The sequence below is a fragment of the Actinacidiphila glaucinigra genome (genome assembly GCF_900188405.1).
GTDB lineage: Bacteria > Actinomycetota > Actinomycetes > Streptomycetales > Streptomycetaceae > Actinacidiphila > Actinacidiphila glaucinigra.
This window is the reverse complement of the sequence record NZ_FZOF01000060.1, coordinates 1-15,627: the sequence shown is the minus strand read 5'-3', so window position 1 is coordinate 15,627 and position 15,627 is coordinate 1. Positions and strand designations below refer to the sequence as shown.

The window sequence follows — 15,627 nt, the reverse complement described above, 5'->3', positions numbered from 1 at the left end:
GCGCGGGCCGCGGTCTCCACCAGTGCCCGTACCAGCGTCGCCAGCAGCGCGGTGCCGGACGCGTCCAGGCACACGTCGGCGACCCGGACCTCGACGGTGGGGTAGGTGTGCGAGAGGCGGGCGTCGAAGTAGACCATGCCGGCGTCGCGCAGCGCCCCGGTGGCGATCATGGCCCGGACCTGCTCGTGGTAGCCGGCCGCGGAACGGAACGGCTCCACCGGCCCGGCCGACGGCCACCTGCCCCACACCCGGCTGCGGTAGCTCGCGTACCCGCTGTCCCGGCCCTGCCAGAACGGCGAGTTGCCGCTGAGCGCCAGCAGCACCGGCAGCCGGCCGCGGATCCGGTCCAGGACCGCGACGCCCTCCTCGTCGGACTCCACCGACACATGGATGTGGCAGCCGCAGGTCAGGGTCTCCTGCGCGGTCAGACCGTAGCGTTCACGCAGCCAGGCGTACCGCTCGCCGGTGCTCAGCGACGGGCTCGCCGGCAGCGGCGAGGTCGCCAGCGCCGCGACCGCGCCACCGGACTGCTCCGCGTGGCGGGCCGCCTCCGCGCGCCACCGTACGACCTCCGCCGCCAGGTCCTCCATCCGCGCCTGCGGACGGGTGGCGAACTCCAGCTGCTCCTTTTGCAGTTCCGCCTCGAACACCTCGCCGGACGTGGTGGGGTCACGGCGCGCCGACGCCAGCACCGCCGTCGACAGCGCCCGCGGCTCCCCGGACTCCGCGTCCAGCAGCAGGAGCTCCTCCTCCACACCGACCGTGCGCAATGGGTCTCCTTCCCGGCCGCTTCGACGGCGGATGCGGACGTGCCGTCAGGTGAGCACCGAGTCGTCCTCCGGCCGGGCCCCCGGCAGCCGCAGCCGGGCCGCGATCAGCGCGGCGTCGACGTCCCGGGTGCCGGTCGCCACGCACAGCGTGTACGAGACGTCCGCCGTCCGGCGCCGTACCTCGGGGTCCTCGGGGTCGAGCAGGCTCAGCGTCTCGTAACGGTCGACCAGGTCGTCCAGCACGGCGGGGTGGGCCAGCAGCACGTCGTCCTCCTGCGGGGCGGTGTCTCGGGATCAAGCCGCATACCTGGCTGCCGCCTACCCCGACTTCGTCCGGGCACGCGGGCGAGCACCCAGGGGGAGTACGGCGGGGGATCAGCGGCGGACCCGCTCCGGCAGGGCGGTGACGATGATCTCGCGGGTCGCCGTGCTGTCCTCGACCGTGCGGAACCCCGCGAGGGCGAGTGCGTCCAGCACCGCCTTGTGGAGCGGGCGGCGGTGCGCCCCGGCCGGAGGGGCCGCCGCCGCGCCTGCGCCGAGCAGTGTGTCCCAGCGCACGACCACGCCCCGGGGCCCCGCCTCCACGACGGGCCGGTCCTCGCCGTCTTGGTGCTGGGCCAGCGGCAGGCCCGCGTCCAGCAGGGCCAGGCACACCGCCGTGTACAGCCGCCGTACGTCCGCACCGAGCCGGTGGGCCGACGGGCGGGACGGGGTGAGCGCCCCGCGGTTGCCGGTGAGGTCGAGCAGCCGCAGGACGGTGTCGCTCGCGGCGGTCACGGTCAGCGTCCGGTGCGCGGCCATGGCGCGGTTGCGCAGCTCCAGCAGGGCGTTCAGCCCCGCGCGGTCGCAGCCGGTGACGTCGCGCAGGTCCAGGTCGAGGCCGTCCCCCGCCTCCAGGGCGGCGAACAGGGCGCGGCGCAGCTCCGGCGCGGTCCCCGCGTCGAGCTCGCCGATCAGCACGGCCTCGGTGCGCGCGGTGCCGTGCGGACTGAGCAGGATGGTCAGGCGCGTATGGGACTCGTGCTCCCCGGCGAGTTCGGGTCCCGCGGGAACGGAGTGCACCCGCAGATCGGGAGACCGGTCCGACATGCCGTACCTCCTGCACTTTCGCTGCGCGCCGCATGTGTGCCAGTGCGTGGGCCACCGCGGCGTGGAGTGATCGGAAGACATGAACGACACCCGGAGACCCGCATGAACATTTCCGGGCAAAGGGGTGACATCCGCATGATAAGTGCTGGAGGGCAGGTTGGCGCCCGGTGCGGCGGGAGCGTCCGCCCGCGCGTCGCGGCGGCTGCGCCTTTCGGTCGGCGGTCGCCCGGCCTGCACCGCTCGGCCGCGTGGTGCGGGTGCCCGCGCACGAGGCGGGGGAGGGGCTCAGGAGCGGGGCCGGCGCCGGCCCGGTACCCGTCCGAGGCCGTGGTCCGGTCGGGACCGCACGGCCCCCGCTCCTCCGAACAGGCCGCCGCGAGCCGCTCGGGCTCACCGACCCGGGCGCGAGCCGGAAGGGCTGCCGGCCACCCGGCCTTCCGCGTGGGCGTGGGCGGGGACGGCGTCGTCGCCGAAGGCGGGCAGCAGGAGCAGCGGGCGGGCGTGCGGATCGTCGGTGCCGCCGCCGGGCAGGCCGTTGTCCGCGGCCGGTTCGGCCCAGGACAGACCGGGGCCGGTGACGTGTCCTTTGTCCGCCGCGAGGGGTTCCGCGGACTCCCGGCCGGGATCGCGCGGCGGGTGGTCGACGCCCGCGTCCTCCTCGAAGGCGCGGTGGACCATGCGCAGCCGCCGGCCCTCGGCGAGCGGCACGCCGGACACGGGCCGCACCTCACCGCCGAGCGGCAGCTAGGAGGCCGGCCCCGCCACAGGGCCGGCGCTCCAGTCCGGTTCCGAGAAGCCATACGGATCGGGACACTCTTCACAGTAGGCGCCGCCACTGACAACGGACCCGTGCAGTAACGTCCGCCCCATGAGCGGAGCGAGCGAGGAGTGGGCCGGGCTGCGGGAACGGGTGACGGGGCTGGAGAAGCCGCTCACGCCCGGCGAACTGGCCGAACTGGAGGGCCAGATCGGCGTGCGCCTGCCGGAGGAGTACCGGCGGTTCCTGCTTCTGGTGGGCGCGGGCGGGGCCGGCCCGGCGTACGGGGTGTTCCCGGTCCGGCGCGGTGAGGACGGCCGTTGGGCGTGGCACGGCGACGGCGCGGACCTCACGGACCTGGGACGGCTGGCGGAACCGTTCCCCACGACGCGGGCGACCGCCGCGGAACTCGCCGCGATGGCGGCCGACTGCCCGGAGGAGGAGGACTTCGAGGACATCGAGGAGTTCGACGCCGCCTTCGAGGCCTGGGACGAGCGCTGGCAACCCCTGCTGTGGGGCGAGGACCGCACCGTCGGCGCCCTCTGCCTGTGCCATCTGGGCTGCGCGCTGCGGCAGTGGCTGGTCGTGTCGGGCCCGGCGGCCGGTCAGATCTGGGACGACGAAAGGGTCGACGACCTCGACCTGCGCCCCGCCACCGGGCCCGACGGCACCCCGCTCACTTTCGCCACCTGGTACGACGCCTGGCTGCGGGAGAGCGCCCGCGTGAAGTGAGCCTCGACCACGATGTGCGCCTCAACCGGGCCACACACCGGTCAGACGCCTGGTGGCGGTCGCACCCCCCCGGTCGACCGCCGCCTTCACGAAGGCGAAGATCGCGCCCTGCAGTGCCGCCGCGGTCAGCACCTCGGCCCAGGAGCGGTCCTCGTCGGTGGCGCCGGGCGCGTCGTGTTCGTGGCCCAGGGTCGTCCAGGCCCGCTTGAACAACGCGCCGGCGATCAGCCCGGAGACCACGCCCAGGGTCATGCCCACGGGTTTGTAGACGATTTTCGACGCCTTCACCCGCGCCTCCTCCTGGCGCGGCGCACCAGCAGCAGCACCCCCATGGCGGCGCCGGCGCCCAGCAGTGGCGCGCGGTGGGCGCGGGCGGCCTGCGCGCCCCGCCCGGCCCGCGCCCGTGCCGCCGGTGCCTTCGCCCGGGCCAGCCGACCGGCGTGCACGGCCCGCAGCCGCATCCGTCCGACCGCCTTCACGGCCTTGTCGCGGGCGGGTTCCGGGGTCTTCTCCCGGACCAGCTCGCCGATCCGGGACGCCGCCCCGTGCGCCTTGGCACCGGCCTTGCCCGCCCGGTCCATCAGCCGGCCCTTGACGTCGGTCTTCGCCGTCAGCGCCGCGACGGTACGGCCCAGTTCCTCGCGCGTCGCCTCGACGCGCTCCCGCAGTTCGTCGGTCGTGGGTGACTTGTCGCTCGTCATCGGTGTGCCCTTTCCTTGAGTTCCGCGATGTCGGCCTTGACGCTGTCGACGGCAGCCCGCGGCACGGCCGGGGCCGCCCGCCCGAACTGCCTGCGCCCCGCCGCGGCCAGTACCGCGGCGACGAGACCCAGGAGCGCCGTGACGACCAGCGCCGCCGCCCACACCGGCAGGGCGAGCGCCAGGGCCGCGACGCCGGTGACGGCGAGCCCCTGCAGCGCCAGGATCGCGAACAGCCCCGCCGCGCCGAACAGGCCACCGCCCAGGCCGAAGCGCCGGCCCTTCCGCGTCATCTCCGCCTGGGCCAGCCGCATTTCCTCGCGAACCAACCGCGACAGCTGCTCCGACGCGCGGGACACCAGCTCGCCCACCCGTTCGTCACCGCCGTCGCGGTGCCCGGTCGCGCTCACGGCCCCTCACCTGCCTCCGTCTGCTCCGCGTCCCGTGCTCCGTGCGCCCCACCCCCTCACGGAGCGCCTTCCCGGTCCGTACGGGCTCACGCGTGATCACGTTTCTGACTTGGCCTCAGGTGACGTGGACCGCCGCCGCGTTCGGCAGGATGGAGGCCATGACGACACACTCCACGCCGCCGCCGGGCTCCTCATGCGGCGGTTCCACCTGCCAGGGCTCGACGCTGTCCCTGTGGTCGAAGGATTCGGTGCTCTCCATCGGTTCGGTGGGCTCCGTGCTGTCCATCGGCTCCGTCGGCTCCGTGCTGTCCGTCGGCTCGGTCGGCAGCACCCTGTCCGCCGGGTCCCTCGGGTCCGCCCTGTCGCTGCTGTCGGGTGGCTCCTGGCTGAGCGTGGGCTCGGTGCTGTCCGCCCAGTCGCGCTGGTCGGTGCTGTCCTGGCGCTCCTCGCGCGGCTTCCGCCGCATGGGCACGGCCGCCGCCGTCGCCGGCGCGGCCGCGCTGGTGGTGCTGGCCCGCACGGGCGGGACCCCGCCAGCGGAGTGATCACGGGCCCGCCCGGCGTGCCGCGCTGGGGCCCGGGCGGGGTCCGGGGGTTTGGATGGGGGCGGCCGCCGACCGGCGGCCGTCGCATCCGACCTGGAGGCCGTCGTGCGTGTCCGCCCTGTCGCCGTGTCCGTCCTGTCCGCGGCGCTGCTGCTGTCCGCGGCGCCCTCCGTCCGGGCCGCGGACGGCTGGACCCCGCACCGCGACGGCGGCCGGAGCGCACGTCTCGCCGTGTACGACTCCGGGCGCGTCGGCCACGCCGTGATCACCGTCCACCGGGTCGGGCGCGGCTGGGAGGTCGACGCCCTCGTCACCAAGGAGGTCGACGACCCGGGCTGCATCTACCTCGCCACCGACGACGGCGACGACGACGGCCAGGGCCGGGAGATCGGCGCCCAGTGCGGCTCCGCGGACACCACCACCCGCATGATCAGCCACACCGGGTTCCGCCGGCTGGTCCTCGGCTGGGTGGACGGCGACGGTGTTCCCGTCAGCCGGCGGAGCGTCAGGATCTGACCCCGTGCGCGGCGTCCGCCGGTGCCGCGACCGCGCGACCTCACCGGAACCGCTGGCCCGCCACCGTCCCGATGGGGTACGACTGCACGATGGACTGTGAGCGTTGCCTGGAACCCGTGATCGAGGGTCCGGAGGGCGGCTACGTGTGCGGCCTCTGCCTCTTCACGGTGGAACCCCCCGGGTACAACAAGCGCCGCGAGGAGGGGCTGAGGGCCGTCGCGGCCGAACGCCGCCGGCGCACGCTGGAACGCCGCGCCCGCAAGGGGCTGCCGGTCTGACCCCGCCGGTCCGACACGATGCGCGACCGGCACGCGTACGACCCGCGGTCGCACGACCCGGAACTCACGGCCTGGCTGGCCCGCGGCGCCCTGCCGCTGGACGGCCTCGACGCGGGCGCGCCCACCGGCGACCTGCGGCCGCTCGCAAGGGTGCTGCGCGGTGTGCGGGTCGTGGGCCTGGGCGAGGCGACCCACGGCACGGGCGAGTTCTTCCGGCTCAAGCACCGCCTGCTGGAGTTCCTCGTCACCGAACTCGGCTTCTCCGTCCTGGCCATGGAGGCGAGCGCCTCCGCCGGACCCGCCGTCGACGCCTGCGTACGGCAGGGCGCGGGCGATCCCGCGGCGGCGCTCACCGGACTCGGATTCTGGATCTGGCGCACCCATGAAGTGCTCTCCGCCGTCGAGTGGCTGCGCGTCCACAACGCGACGCGGCCCGAGCACGACCGGGTGCGCTTCGTGGGCATCGACCCGCAGCAGTGCGGCGACTCCTTGAGGCTGCTCGACGCCTTCCTGCGGGAAACCGCTCCGGACCGGGTCGCCTGGCTGCACACGGCGCTCGGCCCGCTCGCCACGGCCGCCCCCGGATCCGCGCCGGACCCGCGGCAGCGCCTCGTGCGCGACGCCGAGACGCTGGTGGACCTGGTGCGAGGACGCGCCCCCGGCGCGGCCGGGCCGCTCCACCACGCGCGGATCCTCGTCCGGGCCGCCGACCTGGTCACCCGCCCCCGCCGGCACACCGACCCGGAGCGCACCGTCTTCGCCGCCCGCGACCGTCACATGGCCGACGCCGTGGACGACGCCCTGCGCGACCCCGCCGCCCGGGTCGTGGTCTGGGCCCACAACGCGCACATCGCCAAGGGCCGCCACGAGGGTGGCCCCGCCCCGCTGGGACGGCACCTCCACGCCCGGTACGGGGACGCCTACTACGCCCTGGCCCTGCTGTTCGGCCGGGGCGGCTTCCGGGCCCGCAGACTCCCGCCCGGCCCCTGGCGCCCGTCCCGCCCGCGGCCCCCCGCCGAGAACCGGATCGGGCCCCCGCCGCCCGGGTCCCTCGAGGCGCTGCTCGCCGCCGCCCACCCCGGCGACCACCTCGTGGACCTGCGGGCCGCGGCGGAGGCCGGCCCCGTCGTACGTCGCCGGCTCGCCGAACCCCGTCCCGCACGCTCCATCGGCGCCCAGGTGCCCCGGCGGATGCGGAGTCTCACCCCGGTCACCGTCGTACCGTCCGAGGACTACGACGGCCTCGCCTATGTCGCGACCTCGGCCTGCTCCCGGCCGCTGCCCCCGCCCGCGTGACCCGAATCACAACCCTGACCTGCATAGCGGGCCGCCTCCCGACGTCTTTCACATGAGGTAAGAGTCCGGCGAGACCAGGGAGCGGTGCTGATGGGGGATTCCCGGACCGAAGGGGGGTTCGACGAGTTCATGGCAGCCCGATGGTCCGCCCTGTTCCACCTCGCCCGGCTGCTCACCGGTGGCGACCGCCACCGCGCCGAGGACCTGCTCCAGGAAGCCCTGGTCAAGCTGTGGTTCGCCTGGCCGCGTGTCGCCGACCAGGCGCCCGAGGCGTATGTGCGCAAGGTGCTGGCCCGGGCCGCGGCCCGCTCGGCCCGGCGGCGCTGGTGGGGGGAGCGCCCCGTCGAGCAGGTGCCGGAACTGCCGGCCGTCGGAGACGTCTCCGTGGCCGTGGCGGAACGGTCGCGGCTGGAGGCCGCGCTGAGCCTGCTGCCACCCGCCCAGCGTGCCGCGGTGGTGCTCCGCTACTACCAGGACCTGCCCGAGGCGCAGGTCGCGGAGGCCTTGGGGTGCCCGCTCGGCACCGCCCGGTCCCACGCGACCCGGGGCGTGGCACGACTGCGCAGGATCCTGTCCGACGCCAACGAGCCGGTGGGCTGAAGGAGAAGCGAATGGACCACTTCGAGCGCGAGTTGGCGCGCATGCTGCGCGACTCCGAGCAGTACACCCCCCTCGAACCCCGGCACCGGGAACGGCTGCGGGACGGCGTGCGGACCCGCCGCCGCACCCGCGCCGCCTGGCGGGCCGGCGGCTCCGCCGTCGCGGTGGCGGCCCTGGCCACCGGACTGGCGGTGCTGCCGGGCGCCTTCGCCGCCAACGAGCCCGCCGGCCCGGGGCAGCTGCCGGCCGGCCCCCCGCCGGCGACCGGCACGGCCCAGCCGAGTCCCGGCGGTTCGACGAGCACGAGCCCGGCCTCGCCGCAGATGAGCCCGAGTGGCGTCGATCCCTCCGCGACCGGTTCGAACGCACCCACCAACGCGCCCACGTCCTCGTCCTCGTCCTCGTCGTCGTCGTACGACGGCACCGGCGAGGGCGCCTACGGCGACGGCCCCCCGACCGGGAGGGCCTCAGGCTCCACCACGAGCCCGCCGCCCTCGAGCCTCGGATCGGGCGTGACCACCACTCCCTGAACCCGGGCCGCCCCGATCCGGCCGTCCCGATCCCCGGCTGGCCGGACCCCGGTCCCGCGCCGCCGCAGTCGTCCAGCCCGTCCCCGTGTGCCCTCGGCATGCCCCGCACCAGCGAAGAGATGCGGACAGAACGTGATAAAAGACCGCCCGGTCGGCGTGATGGAGCGTGCGCCCCTCCCCGCCCGCCATCCCGATCCCGTCCTCGACGTCGTGGTCCCCGTGCACAACGAGGAGGAGGACCTCGAACCGTCCGTCCGGCGCCTCCACGCCCACCTGCGCGACACCTTCCCGTACGCCTTCCGCATCACCGTCGCCGACAACGCCAGCACCGACCGCACCCCGCGGATCGCCGAGCGACTCACGTCGGAACTGCCCGAGGTGGTGTGGACGCGGCTGCCGGACAAGGGGCGCGGCCGAGCACTGCGCGCCGCCTGGTCCCAGTCGTCCGCACCGGTCCTCGCCTACCTCGACGTCGACCTCTCCACCGACCTCGCGGCCCTGCTCCCGCTCGTCGCGCCGCTGATATCGGGGCACTCCGACATCGCCATCGGCACCCGCCTGGCCCGCGGCGCCCGGGTCGTGCGCGGCCCGAAACGGGAGATCATCTCCCGCTGCTACAACGTGCTGCTGCGCTCGACGCTCGCGGTGCGCTTCTCCGACGCCCAGTGCGGCTTCAAGGCGGTGCGCCGCGACGTCGCGGAGCGGCTGCTGCCCCTGGTCCAGGACTCCGGCTGGTTCTTCGACACCGAACTCCTCGTCATCGCCGAACGCGCCGGGCTGCGCATCCACGAGGTGCCGGTCGACTGGGTCGACGACCCCGACAGCCGGGTGCACATCCTCCCGACCGCGCTGGCCGACCTCCGGGGCATCGCCCGCATCGGCCGCGCGCTCGCCACCGGCCGGCTCCCCCTCACCGAACTGCGCCCCGGCTCCGCGGGCGCGGAGGCCCCGGCCCGGCTCCTGTCCCAACTGCTGCGCTTCGCAGCCGTCGGCGCCGTCAGCACCCTCGGCTACCTGCTGCTCTACGCCGCGCTGCGGCCGCCCGCGGGCCCCCAGGCCGCCAACGCCCTGGCACTGCTGATCTGCGCCGTCGCCAACACCGCCGCCAACCGGCGCCTCACCTTCGGCCTGCGTGGCCGCTCCGGCGCCGTACGCCACCACGCGCGCGGGCTGCTGGCCTTCCTCGTCGGCCTCGGGCTCACCAGCGGCGCGCTGGCCGCCCTGCACCACACCGCACCGGACGCCGGCCACCGGGCCGAACTCGCGGTGCTCGTCGCCGCCAACCTGGCCGCCACCCTCCTTCGCTTCCTGCTCCTCCGGTCCTGGGTCTTCCGCGGCCGGCACGACCCCCGGACGGAACCCACCGCCTCATGACCAGCACGCTCACCGCCGCCCCGGTCCCGGCCACCACGGCCGGCCCGCGCGAGGAGCCCTCCCGCACCGCCCGCCGGTGGCACGTCCTCGCCGTCTACGGCTCGCTCAAGCTCGCCGGGTTCGCCGTCTTCCTGTACCTGCTGCACCACACCGGCGACTTCCGCGACAAGAACCCGCGGTTCGGCGGCGGAGCCCGTCCCTGGGACGTCCTCGCCACCTGGGACGGCTGGTGGTACCAGCAGGTCGCCGCCCACGGCTACCACCCGGCGCTGGTCCCCGTGCCCGGGGCGACCGGCCCGATCACCCTCGAGGGCAACTCGGCCGCCTTCTTCCCGCTCTACCCGGCCGCGATGCGCTTGACCTCCGAGGTGACCGGCCTCGGCCTGTACGGGTCGGGGATGCTGGTGTCCGTCCTCGCCTCCTTCGTCGCCGCCCTCGGCGTGTACGCCGTCACCGCCCGTCTCGGCGGCCATCGCGCCGGGCTCTGCGCGGCCGGGCTGTGGGCGGTGTGGCCCGGCTCCGGTACCGAGTGGTCCGGTTACTCGGAGTCCCTGTACGTCGCCCTGGCGGTGTGGGCCTGCCACGCGGTCATGACCCGCCGCTGGCTCACCGCGGGCCTGCTCACCTTCACCGCCGGCCTGGCCCGGCCCACCGCCACCGCGCTGATCGGCGCCCTCGTCCTGTCCGCCCTCCTGGCCCTGCGGAAGCCTCGCGCGGACGGCGTGGCGCGGCCGCTGACGGCGATCGTGATCGCGCCGCTCGGCCTGTTCGGCTACCTCGCCTGGGTGGGCCACCGGATGGGCGATCGGGCGGGCTACTTCAAGCTCCAGGACGGCGCCTGGGCCCACACCTTCGACTGGGGCCGGCACACCTTCGAGGTCTTCACCTCCGTGGCGGTGGGCGACTTCGACTACCTGTTCGCGTGCCCGATCGAGGACGTGATCGGGGTCTGCGTCGTCGTGCTCGCGCTGGCCCTGATCCCGGCCCTGGTGCGGCTGCGGTTGCCGCTCGTCCTGGTCGTCTACACGGTCCTCACGGTCGTCACCGTGCTGGGCACGCAGCAGATCTTCGGCAACGTCTCGCGCTACCTGCTGCCCGCCTTCCCGTTGTTCGTGCCGCCCGCGCTGGCCCTCGCCCGCGCCCGCCCGGCCGACCGGGCCGCGCTGCTGGGCTTCGCGGCGCTGGCTTCCGGCTCGTACGCCGGTTACGTGCTCTTCGAACTCGGTGTTCCCTAGACAACGGGCCGGGCGGCACGGCGACCGTGACCCGATTCTTAGCGGGACGTTAGATCTCGGCGCCGGACCTTGTCCGGGCGCGGCGCGGGCCCACATGCTCTGGGCACTTCGCCCCGTCCCCCATCAGGGCCTTTCCCCTTTGGAGCCGCCGATGTCGCCGACCTCCGCCATGTCCGCGCCGCCCTCCGCCGGGGAGCGCGGCAAGCGCCGCCTCGCCCTCGTGGGAGGCTCGCTCGGCAATCTCGTCGAGTGGTACGACTGGTTCGTCTACGCCAGCTTCGCCATCTACTTCGCCGACTCCTTCTTCCCCGGCGACAACCCGACCACCCAGTTGATGAACACCGCCGGCATCTTCGCGGTCGGTTTCCTGATGCGCCCCGTCGGCGGCTGGGTGCTGGGCCGCGCCGCGGACCGCCACGGCCGCAAGAGCGCGCTGACCCTCACCGTCACCATGATGTCGGTCGCCGCGCTGCTGATCGCGATCGCCCCGACGTACGGGCAGGCCGGCTACGCGGGGGCGCTCGTCCTGCTGCTGGCCCGGCTGCTGCAGGGCATGAGCATCGGCGGCGAGTACGCGGCCAGCGCGACCTACCTCACCGAGGGGTCGGCCCGTGACCGGCGCGGTCTCGGCTCGTCCTTCCAGTACGTGTCGATGACGGCGGGCCAGCTGCTGGGCCTGGGCATCCTGATCACCCTTCAGCACGTGCTGACCAGCGACCAGTTGCACGACTGGGGATGGCGCGTTCCCTTCGTGCTGGGCGCGGTCTTCGCGGTCGTGGTCTTCTGGATCCGGCGCAGCCTCGAGGAGACCGAGGCCTTCGCCGAGGAGGCCGGCGCACAGGACGACGCCCGGGGCTCGCTCCGGCTGCTGTGGCAGCACCGGCGCCAGGCGCTGCTGGTCATGGCGCTCACTCTGGGCGGCACCGTCGCCTACTACACGTACACCACGTATCTCACCAAGTACCTCATCGGCAGCGCCGGCATGGCCAAGAACACCGCGACCCTGGTCAGCTTCACCGCGCTGTTCGTCTTCGCGCTGCTCCAGCCCCTGGCCGGGGCGCTCTCCGACCGGATCGGCCGCAGGCCCCTGCTGATCACCTTCGCGGTGGGGTGCACCCTGGGCACCTACCCGATCATGACGGCACTCGGCTCGGCCTCCTCGTACTGGCCCGCGCTCGGGCTGTCGCTGCTGGCGCTCGTCATCGTCACCGGCTACACCTCGATCAACGCCGCCGTGAAGGCCGAGTTGTTCCCGACGCGCGTACGGGCGCTGGGCGTGGCGCTGCCGTACGCGATCGCCAACGCGCTGTTCGGCGGCACGGCGGAGTACGTGGCCCTGTGGTTCAAGGACGCCGGTCATGAGACCGCGTTCTTCTGGTACGTGTCGGGGTGCGCCCTGGTCTCCCTGGTCACCTACGTCCTCATGCCCGACACCAGGAACGCCGCGCTCAGCCGCGCCGAGGAGGCGGCCGACGACCGCGCCGCGCCGCGGCCCGCCCGGTCCCCGGCCGAGGGCGTGGTGCCACAGGCCTGACGGGCCTCGCAGACCTCCGTCGACGGGATCCGCGCGTCCCCGATCGCCCGGCCGGGCCGCTCACCGGCACGAACACGAGCCGTCACACACCGGCACCGATCGGGGAGGCGCCCTGCGCGCGCGCCCTTCCCCCGCCCGCCGACAGCCGCCCCGCGACCGGTCCCGAGCTGCGCCATCGGTCAAGATCTCATGCGCCCTCGCGCAAGATCCGCGACTGTGCCGCACCTACGGTCGGGCAATCGACCCCGGAGGCCCCCGCCCCCGACCGGCGGCACCGGGCGCGAGGGAAGGGAGAGAGCGGCATGACCGATCTTGAGCGGTTGAAAGACAGGCCGCCGGCGCGGCTCGTTCTCGTCGCGGGGGTCTTGCTGGGGACTCCCATGGTCTGCGCGGCTGTCGCGTTGTACCGGCATGGGGAGGTCGTCTGTTGCGTGCTGCAACTGGTCGCGGCGCCGGTGGCGGCGGTGGCCTGCGGCCGGCTGCTCCGGCTGTACCGCCGACGGGTGGCGGGTGCCCGTGCCGTCTCCGACGCCGTGCAACAGGTCCTGCTGCGACCGCTTCCCTCCCGGATCGGCGGCCTGGACCTCGCCTCCGTCTACCGTGCCTGCGGGGGACAGGCACGGGTCGGCGGTGACCTCTACGCGGTCGCCCGGGCCGATGCGGCGACCCGCGTCGTCATCGGCGACGTGCGGGGGAGGGGGCTGCCCTCGTTCCTCGACGTCATCGCCATCCTCGGCGCCTTCCGCGAGTGGGCGCCGCAGCCCGTCACCCTGGCCGAGCTGTCCGCCCGCCTGGAGGAGAGCTTCCTGCGGTATCTGGCGGAGGCGGACGGCCATCCGAGCTGCGACGCGGACGAACGCTTCGCGACGCTGCTGGTCCTGGAGGTCCCGGACGGCGAGTCCGTGGCCCGCATGGTCAACTTCGGCCACCCGCCACCGGTTCGGGCACGCTCGGGCGAGCCCGCCTTTCTGCAGGGCACGTCCTGCCCGCCGCTCGGGCTCAGTCCGCTGTGCGACGTGCGCGCCCACGAGAGCGCCTTCGAACTCGGCCCGGACGACACGCTGCTGCTGTACACCGACGGTCTGATCGAGGCCCGCGACTCCACCGGCGGATGCTTCCCGCTCCTCGAACGTGCCGCCACCTGGACGTGGCACGATGAGCGCCGTTGCTGTGAAGAACGCCTGCACGACATCCTCGGGGAGATCCTCGACGACGTGGTCGCCCATTGCGGGACCCTGCCGGCCGACGATCTCGCGATGATCGCGCTGGCTCGCCACGGAGACGGCGGCGCGGCACGAGTACCCCGCCCGGCGGGTCCCGGCCGGCCGGAAGGGGCCGGACCCGCGGGTCAGCCACCGGCCATGCGGCGCCATGTGACCGGGGACATGCCGTAGGCGACCCGGAAGATCCGGCTGAAGTGCGCGGGGCTGGCGAAACCCCTGCGCTGCGCGATCGCTTCCACCGTCAATCCGGCGAGATCGGGACGTGCGAGGTCCTCGCGGCTGGCCTCCAGGCGCTGGTGCTGGATCCATCGGCCGATGGTCATCTCCTCGCCTTGGAACAGTTTGTGCAGGTAGCGCACCGACATGTGGTGCGCGGCCGCGATCATGACCGGCGACAGTTCCGGCCGGTTCAGGTGGGTCCTTACGTAGTCGCGGACGAGTTGCCGCAGCGTCTCCTCGGCGGTCGGTGTGACATCCGCGTCGAGCCGTCCCTCGTGCGCGACCAGCGCGGTCAGCACGTCGGTCAGCCCTCGCTGCAGGTACTGGTTCGTGTCCGACATGCAGGCGCTGGATTCCGCCGCCGCGGCGAGCCTGCTCACGAACGAGGCCAGGATTCCCCCGATGTAGTGCGTGGGTGAGTACGTCCGGCCGGTGACCCGGGCCAGAAGGGAGTCGGGAACGTCCAGCAACTCCAGTGGGACGGCGGCGATGTTCTGGCGGAAGCTGCCCGGGAAGATCCGCAGGAAGGGCCGTCGCGAGTCGAGCAGGACCAGTTCCCCCGTGGCGAGGAGCGTCTCCCGTCCGCCCTGGGACACGACACTGCTGCCGGCTTCCTGCAGGCTCACGATGAGCGCGTTGCCGGCGTCGTTCGCGATGATCCCGCGGGTCCGGGCCATCCGCTGGGGGCCCGCCTCGACGTGGCCCACGTGGATGGATCCGACCTCCACCGACCAGAGGGCGCCGCCCACCGGGGCGTCCGGGTGGGGCCGGATGTCCAGCCGGGTGACCGCCTGGTGGACCGCGTCCGTCCAGTACTCCTCCCTCTCGTCGGGGGGAAGGACGTCCGTCCGGAATGCCTTGATCACGATGCCACCGCGCCAGTTGGAGCCGAATCACTCAGACGCCCCGACGGCCCGTGTCGCGGCCCTCGGGTGGCCGGAAACTCCGACACAGGCACGATAAATCGGTTCATGGCATTTTGTGGTATATGAGGAGAAAGACTGCGGATTATCCGCAGGGGGGCAGGCCCGGGATCTCGCGTGGACCGTGGAACTCCGCGGAGGCGTCACTCCAGGTGGCCGTCCGCGTGCCGTGGGCGGCACCGGGCTTGAGCCACCCTGTACCGGGGAGGGACGGTTCCGCGGCGCATCGTAGCGTCCGGGCCATGACCCGGCAGCCGCGGTCCTGGCGGTGAAGGGCTCGCATCGCGGAGCGCGGACCCCCCGGATCCCGGCCGCGCGGCGGGATCCGGGGCGCGTGATGCCACGTCAGCGGCGGACGATCTGGGGGGCGATGTCCTCGGTGTAGGTCTCGCCCTCGGTGGTCTTGAGGGTGGTGGCCTTGGCGGTGGTGGTGCCGCAGAACGCGGCTTCCAGGGTGCCGCCCAGGATGGTGTTGACGGTGCCGTTGTTGGAGGTGTTCGCCATGGAGGTCATGCTGCGCTTGCCGTCGGCGGTGGTGAACGCGTAGGTGTAGAAGCCCTGGACGGTGCCGGTGTGGCCGTAGACGGTCACGCCGCAGGACAGCTTCCTGGCCCGCAGGCCCAGCCCGTAGGACTGGGTGCCGTCGGCGTTGACCGGGACCATGGCCATCATCTGCTGGAGCTGCGCGGCGGGCACGAGCTTGCCGGTGACCAGGGCGGAGAAGAACCGGTTCAGGTCGGCGGCGTTGGAGATGACCGCGCCGGCGGACTGCGCCCAGGAGACGGTCTGCTCGGTGGAGTCCACCAGGGGCAGGGTGGTGTCGTCCTGGCGCAGGTAGCCGTGGGCGTAGGAGCCGGTGATGGTGGTCCGCGGGTGGACGTAGGAGGTGTTCTTCAGG

At 73.9% G+C, this 15,627-nt stretch carries 21 protein-coding genes; 11 read left to right on the top strand and 10 right to left on the bottom strand.

The genetic code is table 11. The annotated features are described in order from the left end of the window. The 4 genes from CHF15_RS43280 to CHF15_RS43265 all read right to left on the bottom strand — a co-directional run. Positions 1-770, bottom strand: a 770-nt coding sequence (locus CHF15_RS43280; RefSeq protein WP_089229449.1) for a glutamate--cysteine ligase, incomplete at its 3' end; no start/stop codon positions are given. A gap of 45 nt (positions 771-815) precedes the next feature. Then, a complete protein-coding gene (locus CHF15_RS43275) occupies positions 816-1,034 on the bottom strand; it encodes a DUF5133 domain-containing protein (protein ID WP_089229448.1) in 219 nt (72 codons plus the stop codon). Positions 1,035-1,145: 111 nt separating this feature from the next. Next, positions 1,146-1,859: an STAS domain-containing protein gene (locus tag CHF15_RS43270; protein WP_179280260.1), complete on the bottom strand. Its 714-nt coding sequence runs from the start codon at positions 1,857-1,859 to the stop codon at positions 1,146-1,148. A gap of 390 nt (positions 1,860-2,249) precedes the next feature. Next, positions 2,250-2,576: a hypothetical protein gene (locus CHF15_RS43265; protein WP_089229446.1), complete on the bottom strand. Its 327-nt coding sequence runs from the start codon at positions 2,574-2,576 to the stop codon at positions 2,250-2,252. 151 nt (positions 2,577-2,727) lie between these two features. Here CHF15_RS43265 and CHF15_RS43260 point away from each other — a divergent pair, with 151 nt between their 5' ends. After that, positions 2,728-3,348, top strand: coding sequence for an SMI1/KNR4 family protein (locus tag CHF15_RS43260; protein WP_089229445.1), 621 nt, complete (start codon positions 2,728-2,730; stop codon positions 3,346-3,348). Between the two features lie 21 nt (positions 3,349-3,369). Here the strand turns inward: CHF15_RS43260 and CHF15_RS43255 are convergent, their stop codons facing one another. From CHF15_RS43255 to CHF15_RS46295, 4 genes are all read right to left on the bottom strand, one after another. Next, on the bottom strand, positions 3,370-3,636 hold the full coding sequence (locus tag CHF15_RS43255; RefSeq protein ID WP_089229444.1) for a DUF4235 domain-containing protein: 267 nt from the start codon (positions 3,634-3,636) through the stop codon (positions 3,370-3,372). Continuing rightward, positions 3,633-4,049: a DUF3618 domain-containing protein gene (locus CHF15_RS43250; protein WP_089229443.1), complete on the bottom strand. Its 417-nt coding sequence runs from the start codon at positions 4,047-4,049 to the stop codon at positions 3,633-3,635. Before CHF15_RS43250 ends, CHF15_RS43255 begins: the two co-directional genes overlap by 4 nt. After that, entirely contained in the window at positions 4,046-4,456 is a 411-nt protein-coding gene (locus tag CHF15_RS43245) for a phage holin family protein (protein WP_089229442.1), read from the bottom strand. Before CHF15_RS43245 ends, CHF15_RS43250 begins: the two co-directional genes overlap by 4 nt. 115 nt (positions 4,457-4,571) lie before the next feature. Next, entirely contained in the window at positions 4,572-4,715 is a 144-nt protein-coding gene (locus CHF15_RS46295; protein ID WP_245939374.1) for a hypothetical protein, read from the bottom strand. Between CHF15_RS46295 and CHF15_RS43240 the strand changes: the two genes are divergently transcribed. From CHF15_RS43240 to CHF15_RS43195, 10 genes are all read left to right on the top strand, one after another. Then, the gene (locus tag CHF15_RS43240) at positions 4,705-5,001 is read left to right on the top strand and encodes a hypothetical protein (RefSeq protein WP_089229441.1); all 297 of its coding nucleotides are present in this window, start codon (positions 4,705-4,707) and stop codon (positions 4,999-5,001) included. The genes CHF15_RS46295 and CHF15_RS43240 overlap by 11 nt on opposite strands. 105 nt (positions 5,002-5,106) lie before the next feature. Then, positions 5,107-5,517, top strand: coding sequence for a hypothetical protein (locus CHF15_RS43235; RefSeq protein ID WP_089229440.1), 411 nt, complete (start codon positions 5,107-5,109; stop codon positions 5,515-5,517). An 89-nt stretch (positions 5,518-5,606) separates the two neighbouring features. After that, positions 5,607-5,795: a hypothetical protein gene (locus CHF15_RS43230; RefSeq protein ID WP_143681789.1), complete on the top strand. Its 189-nt coding sequence runs from the start codon at positions 5,607-5,609 to the stop codon at positions 5,793-5,795. An 18-nt stretch (positions 5,796-5,813) separates the two neighbouring features. Further along, the gene (locus tag CHF15_RS43225; RefSeq protein ID WP_089229439.1) at positions 5,814-7,091 is read left to right on the top strand and encodes an erythromycin esterase family protein; all 1,278 of its coding nucleotides are present in this window, start codon (positions 5,814-5,816) and stop codon (positions 7,089-7,091) included. Between the two features lie 90 nt (positions 7,092-7,181). Further along, entirely contained in the window at positions 7,182-7,691 is a 510-nt protein-coding gene (locus CHF15_RS43220; protein WP_089229438.1) for a SigE family RNA polymerase sigma factor, read from the top strand. 11 nt (positions 7,692-7,702) lie between these two features. Beyond that, complete coding sequence (locus CHF15_RS43215) at positions 7,703-8,221, top strand: superantigen-like protein SSL4 (protein WP_089229437.1); 519 nt, start codon at positions 7,703-7,705, stop codon at positions 8,219-8,221. 159 nt (positions 8,222-8,380) lie between these two features. Further along, entirely contained in the window at positions 8,381-9,595 is a 1,215-nt protein-coding gene (locus CHF15_RS43210; RefSeq protein ID WP_089229436.1) for a bifunctional glycosyltransferase family 2/GtrA family protein, read from the top strand. After that, a complete protein-coding gene (locus CHF15_RS43205; protein ID WP_089229435.1) occupies positions 9,592-10,830 on the top strand; it encodes a hypothetical protein in 1,239 nt (412 codons plus the stop codon). The genes CHF15_RS43210 and CHF15_RS43205 overlap by 4 nt, the downstream gene beginning before the upstream one ends. Positions 10,831-10,999: 169 nt before the next feature. Continuing rightward, the gene (locus CHF15_RS43200; RefSeq protein ID WP_179280261.1) at positions 11,000-12,364 is read left to right on the top strand and encodes an MFS transporter; all 1,365 of its coding nucleotides are present in this window, start codon (positions 11,000-11,002) and stop codon (positions 12,362-12,364) included. A 431-nt stretch (positions 12,365-12,795) separates the two neighbouring features. Then, on the top strand, positions 12,796-13,758 hold the full coding sequence (locus CHF15_RS43195; RefSeq protein ID WP_245939373.1) for a PP2C family protein-serine/threonine phosphatase: 963 nt from the start codon (positions 12,796-12,798) through the stop codon (positions 13,756-13,758). Here the strand turns inward: CHF15_RS43195 and CHF15_RS43190 are convergent. Together CHF15_RS43190 and CHF15_RS43185 are read right to left on the bottom strand one after the other, a co-directional pair. Next, positions 13,713-14,672 (bottom strand): helix-turn-helix domain-containing protein, encoded by a 960-nt coding sequence (locus CHF15_RS43190; RefSeq protein ID WP_089229432.1) that lies wholly within the window; start codon positions 14,670-14,672, stop codon positions 13,713-13,715. The two genes, CHF15_RS43195 and CHF15_RS43190, sit on opposite strands and share 46 nt — an antisense overlap. Positions 14,673-15,074: 402 nt before the next feature. Further along, positions 15,075-15,627, bottom strand: a 553-nt coding sequence (locus CHF15_RS43185; protein ID WP_143681788.1) for a serine hydrolase, incomplete at its 5' end; no start/stop codon positions are given.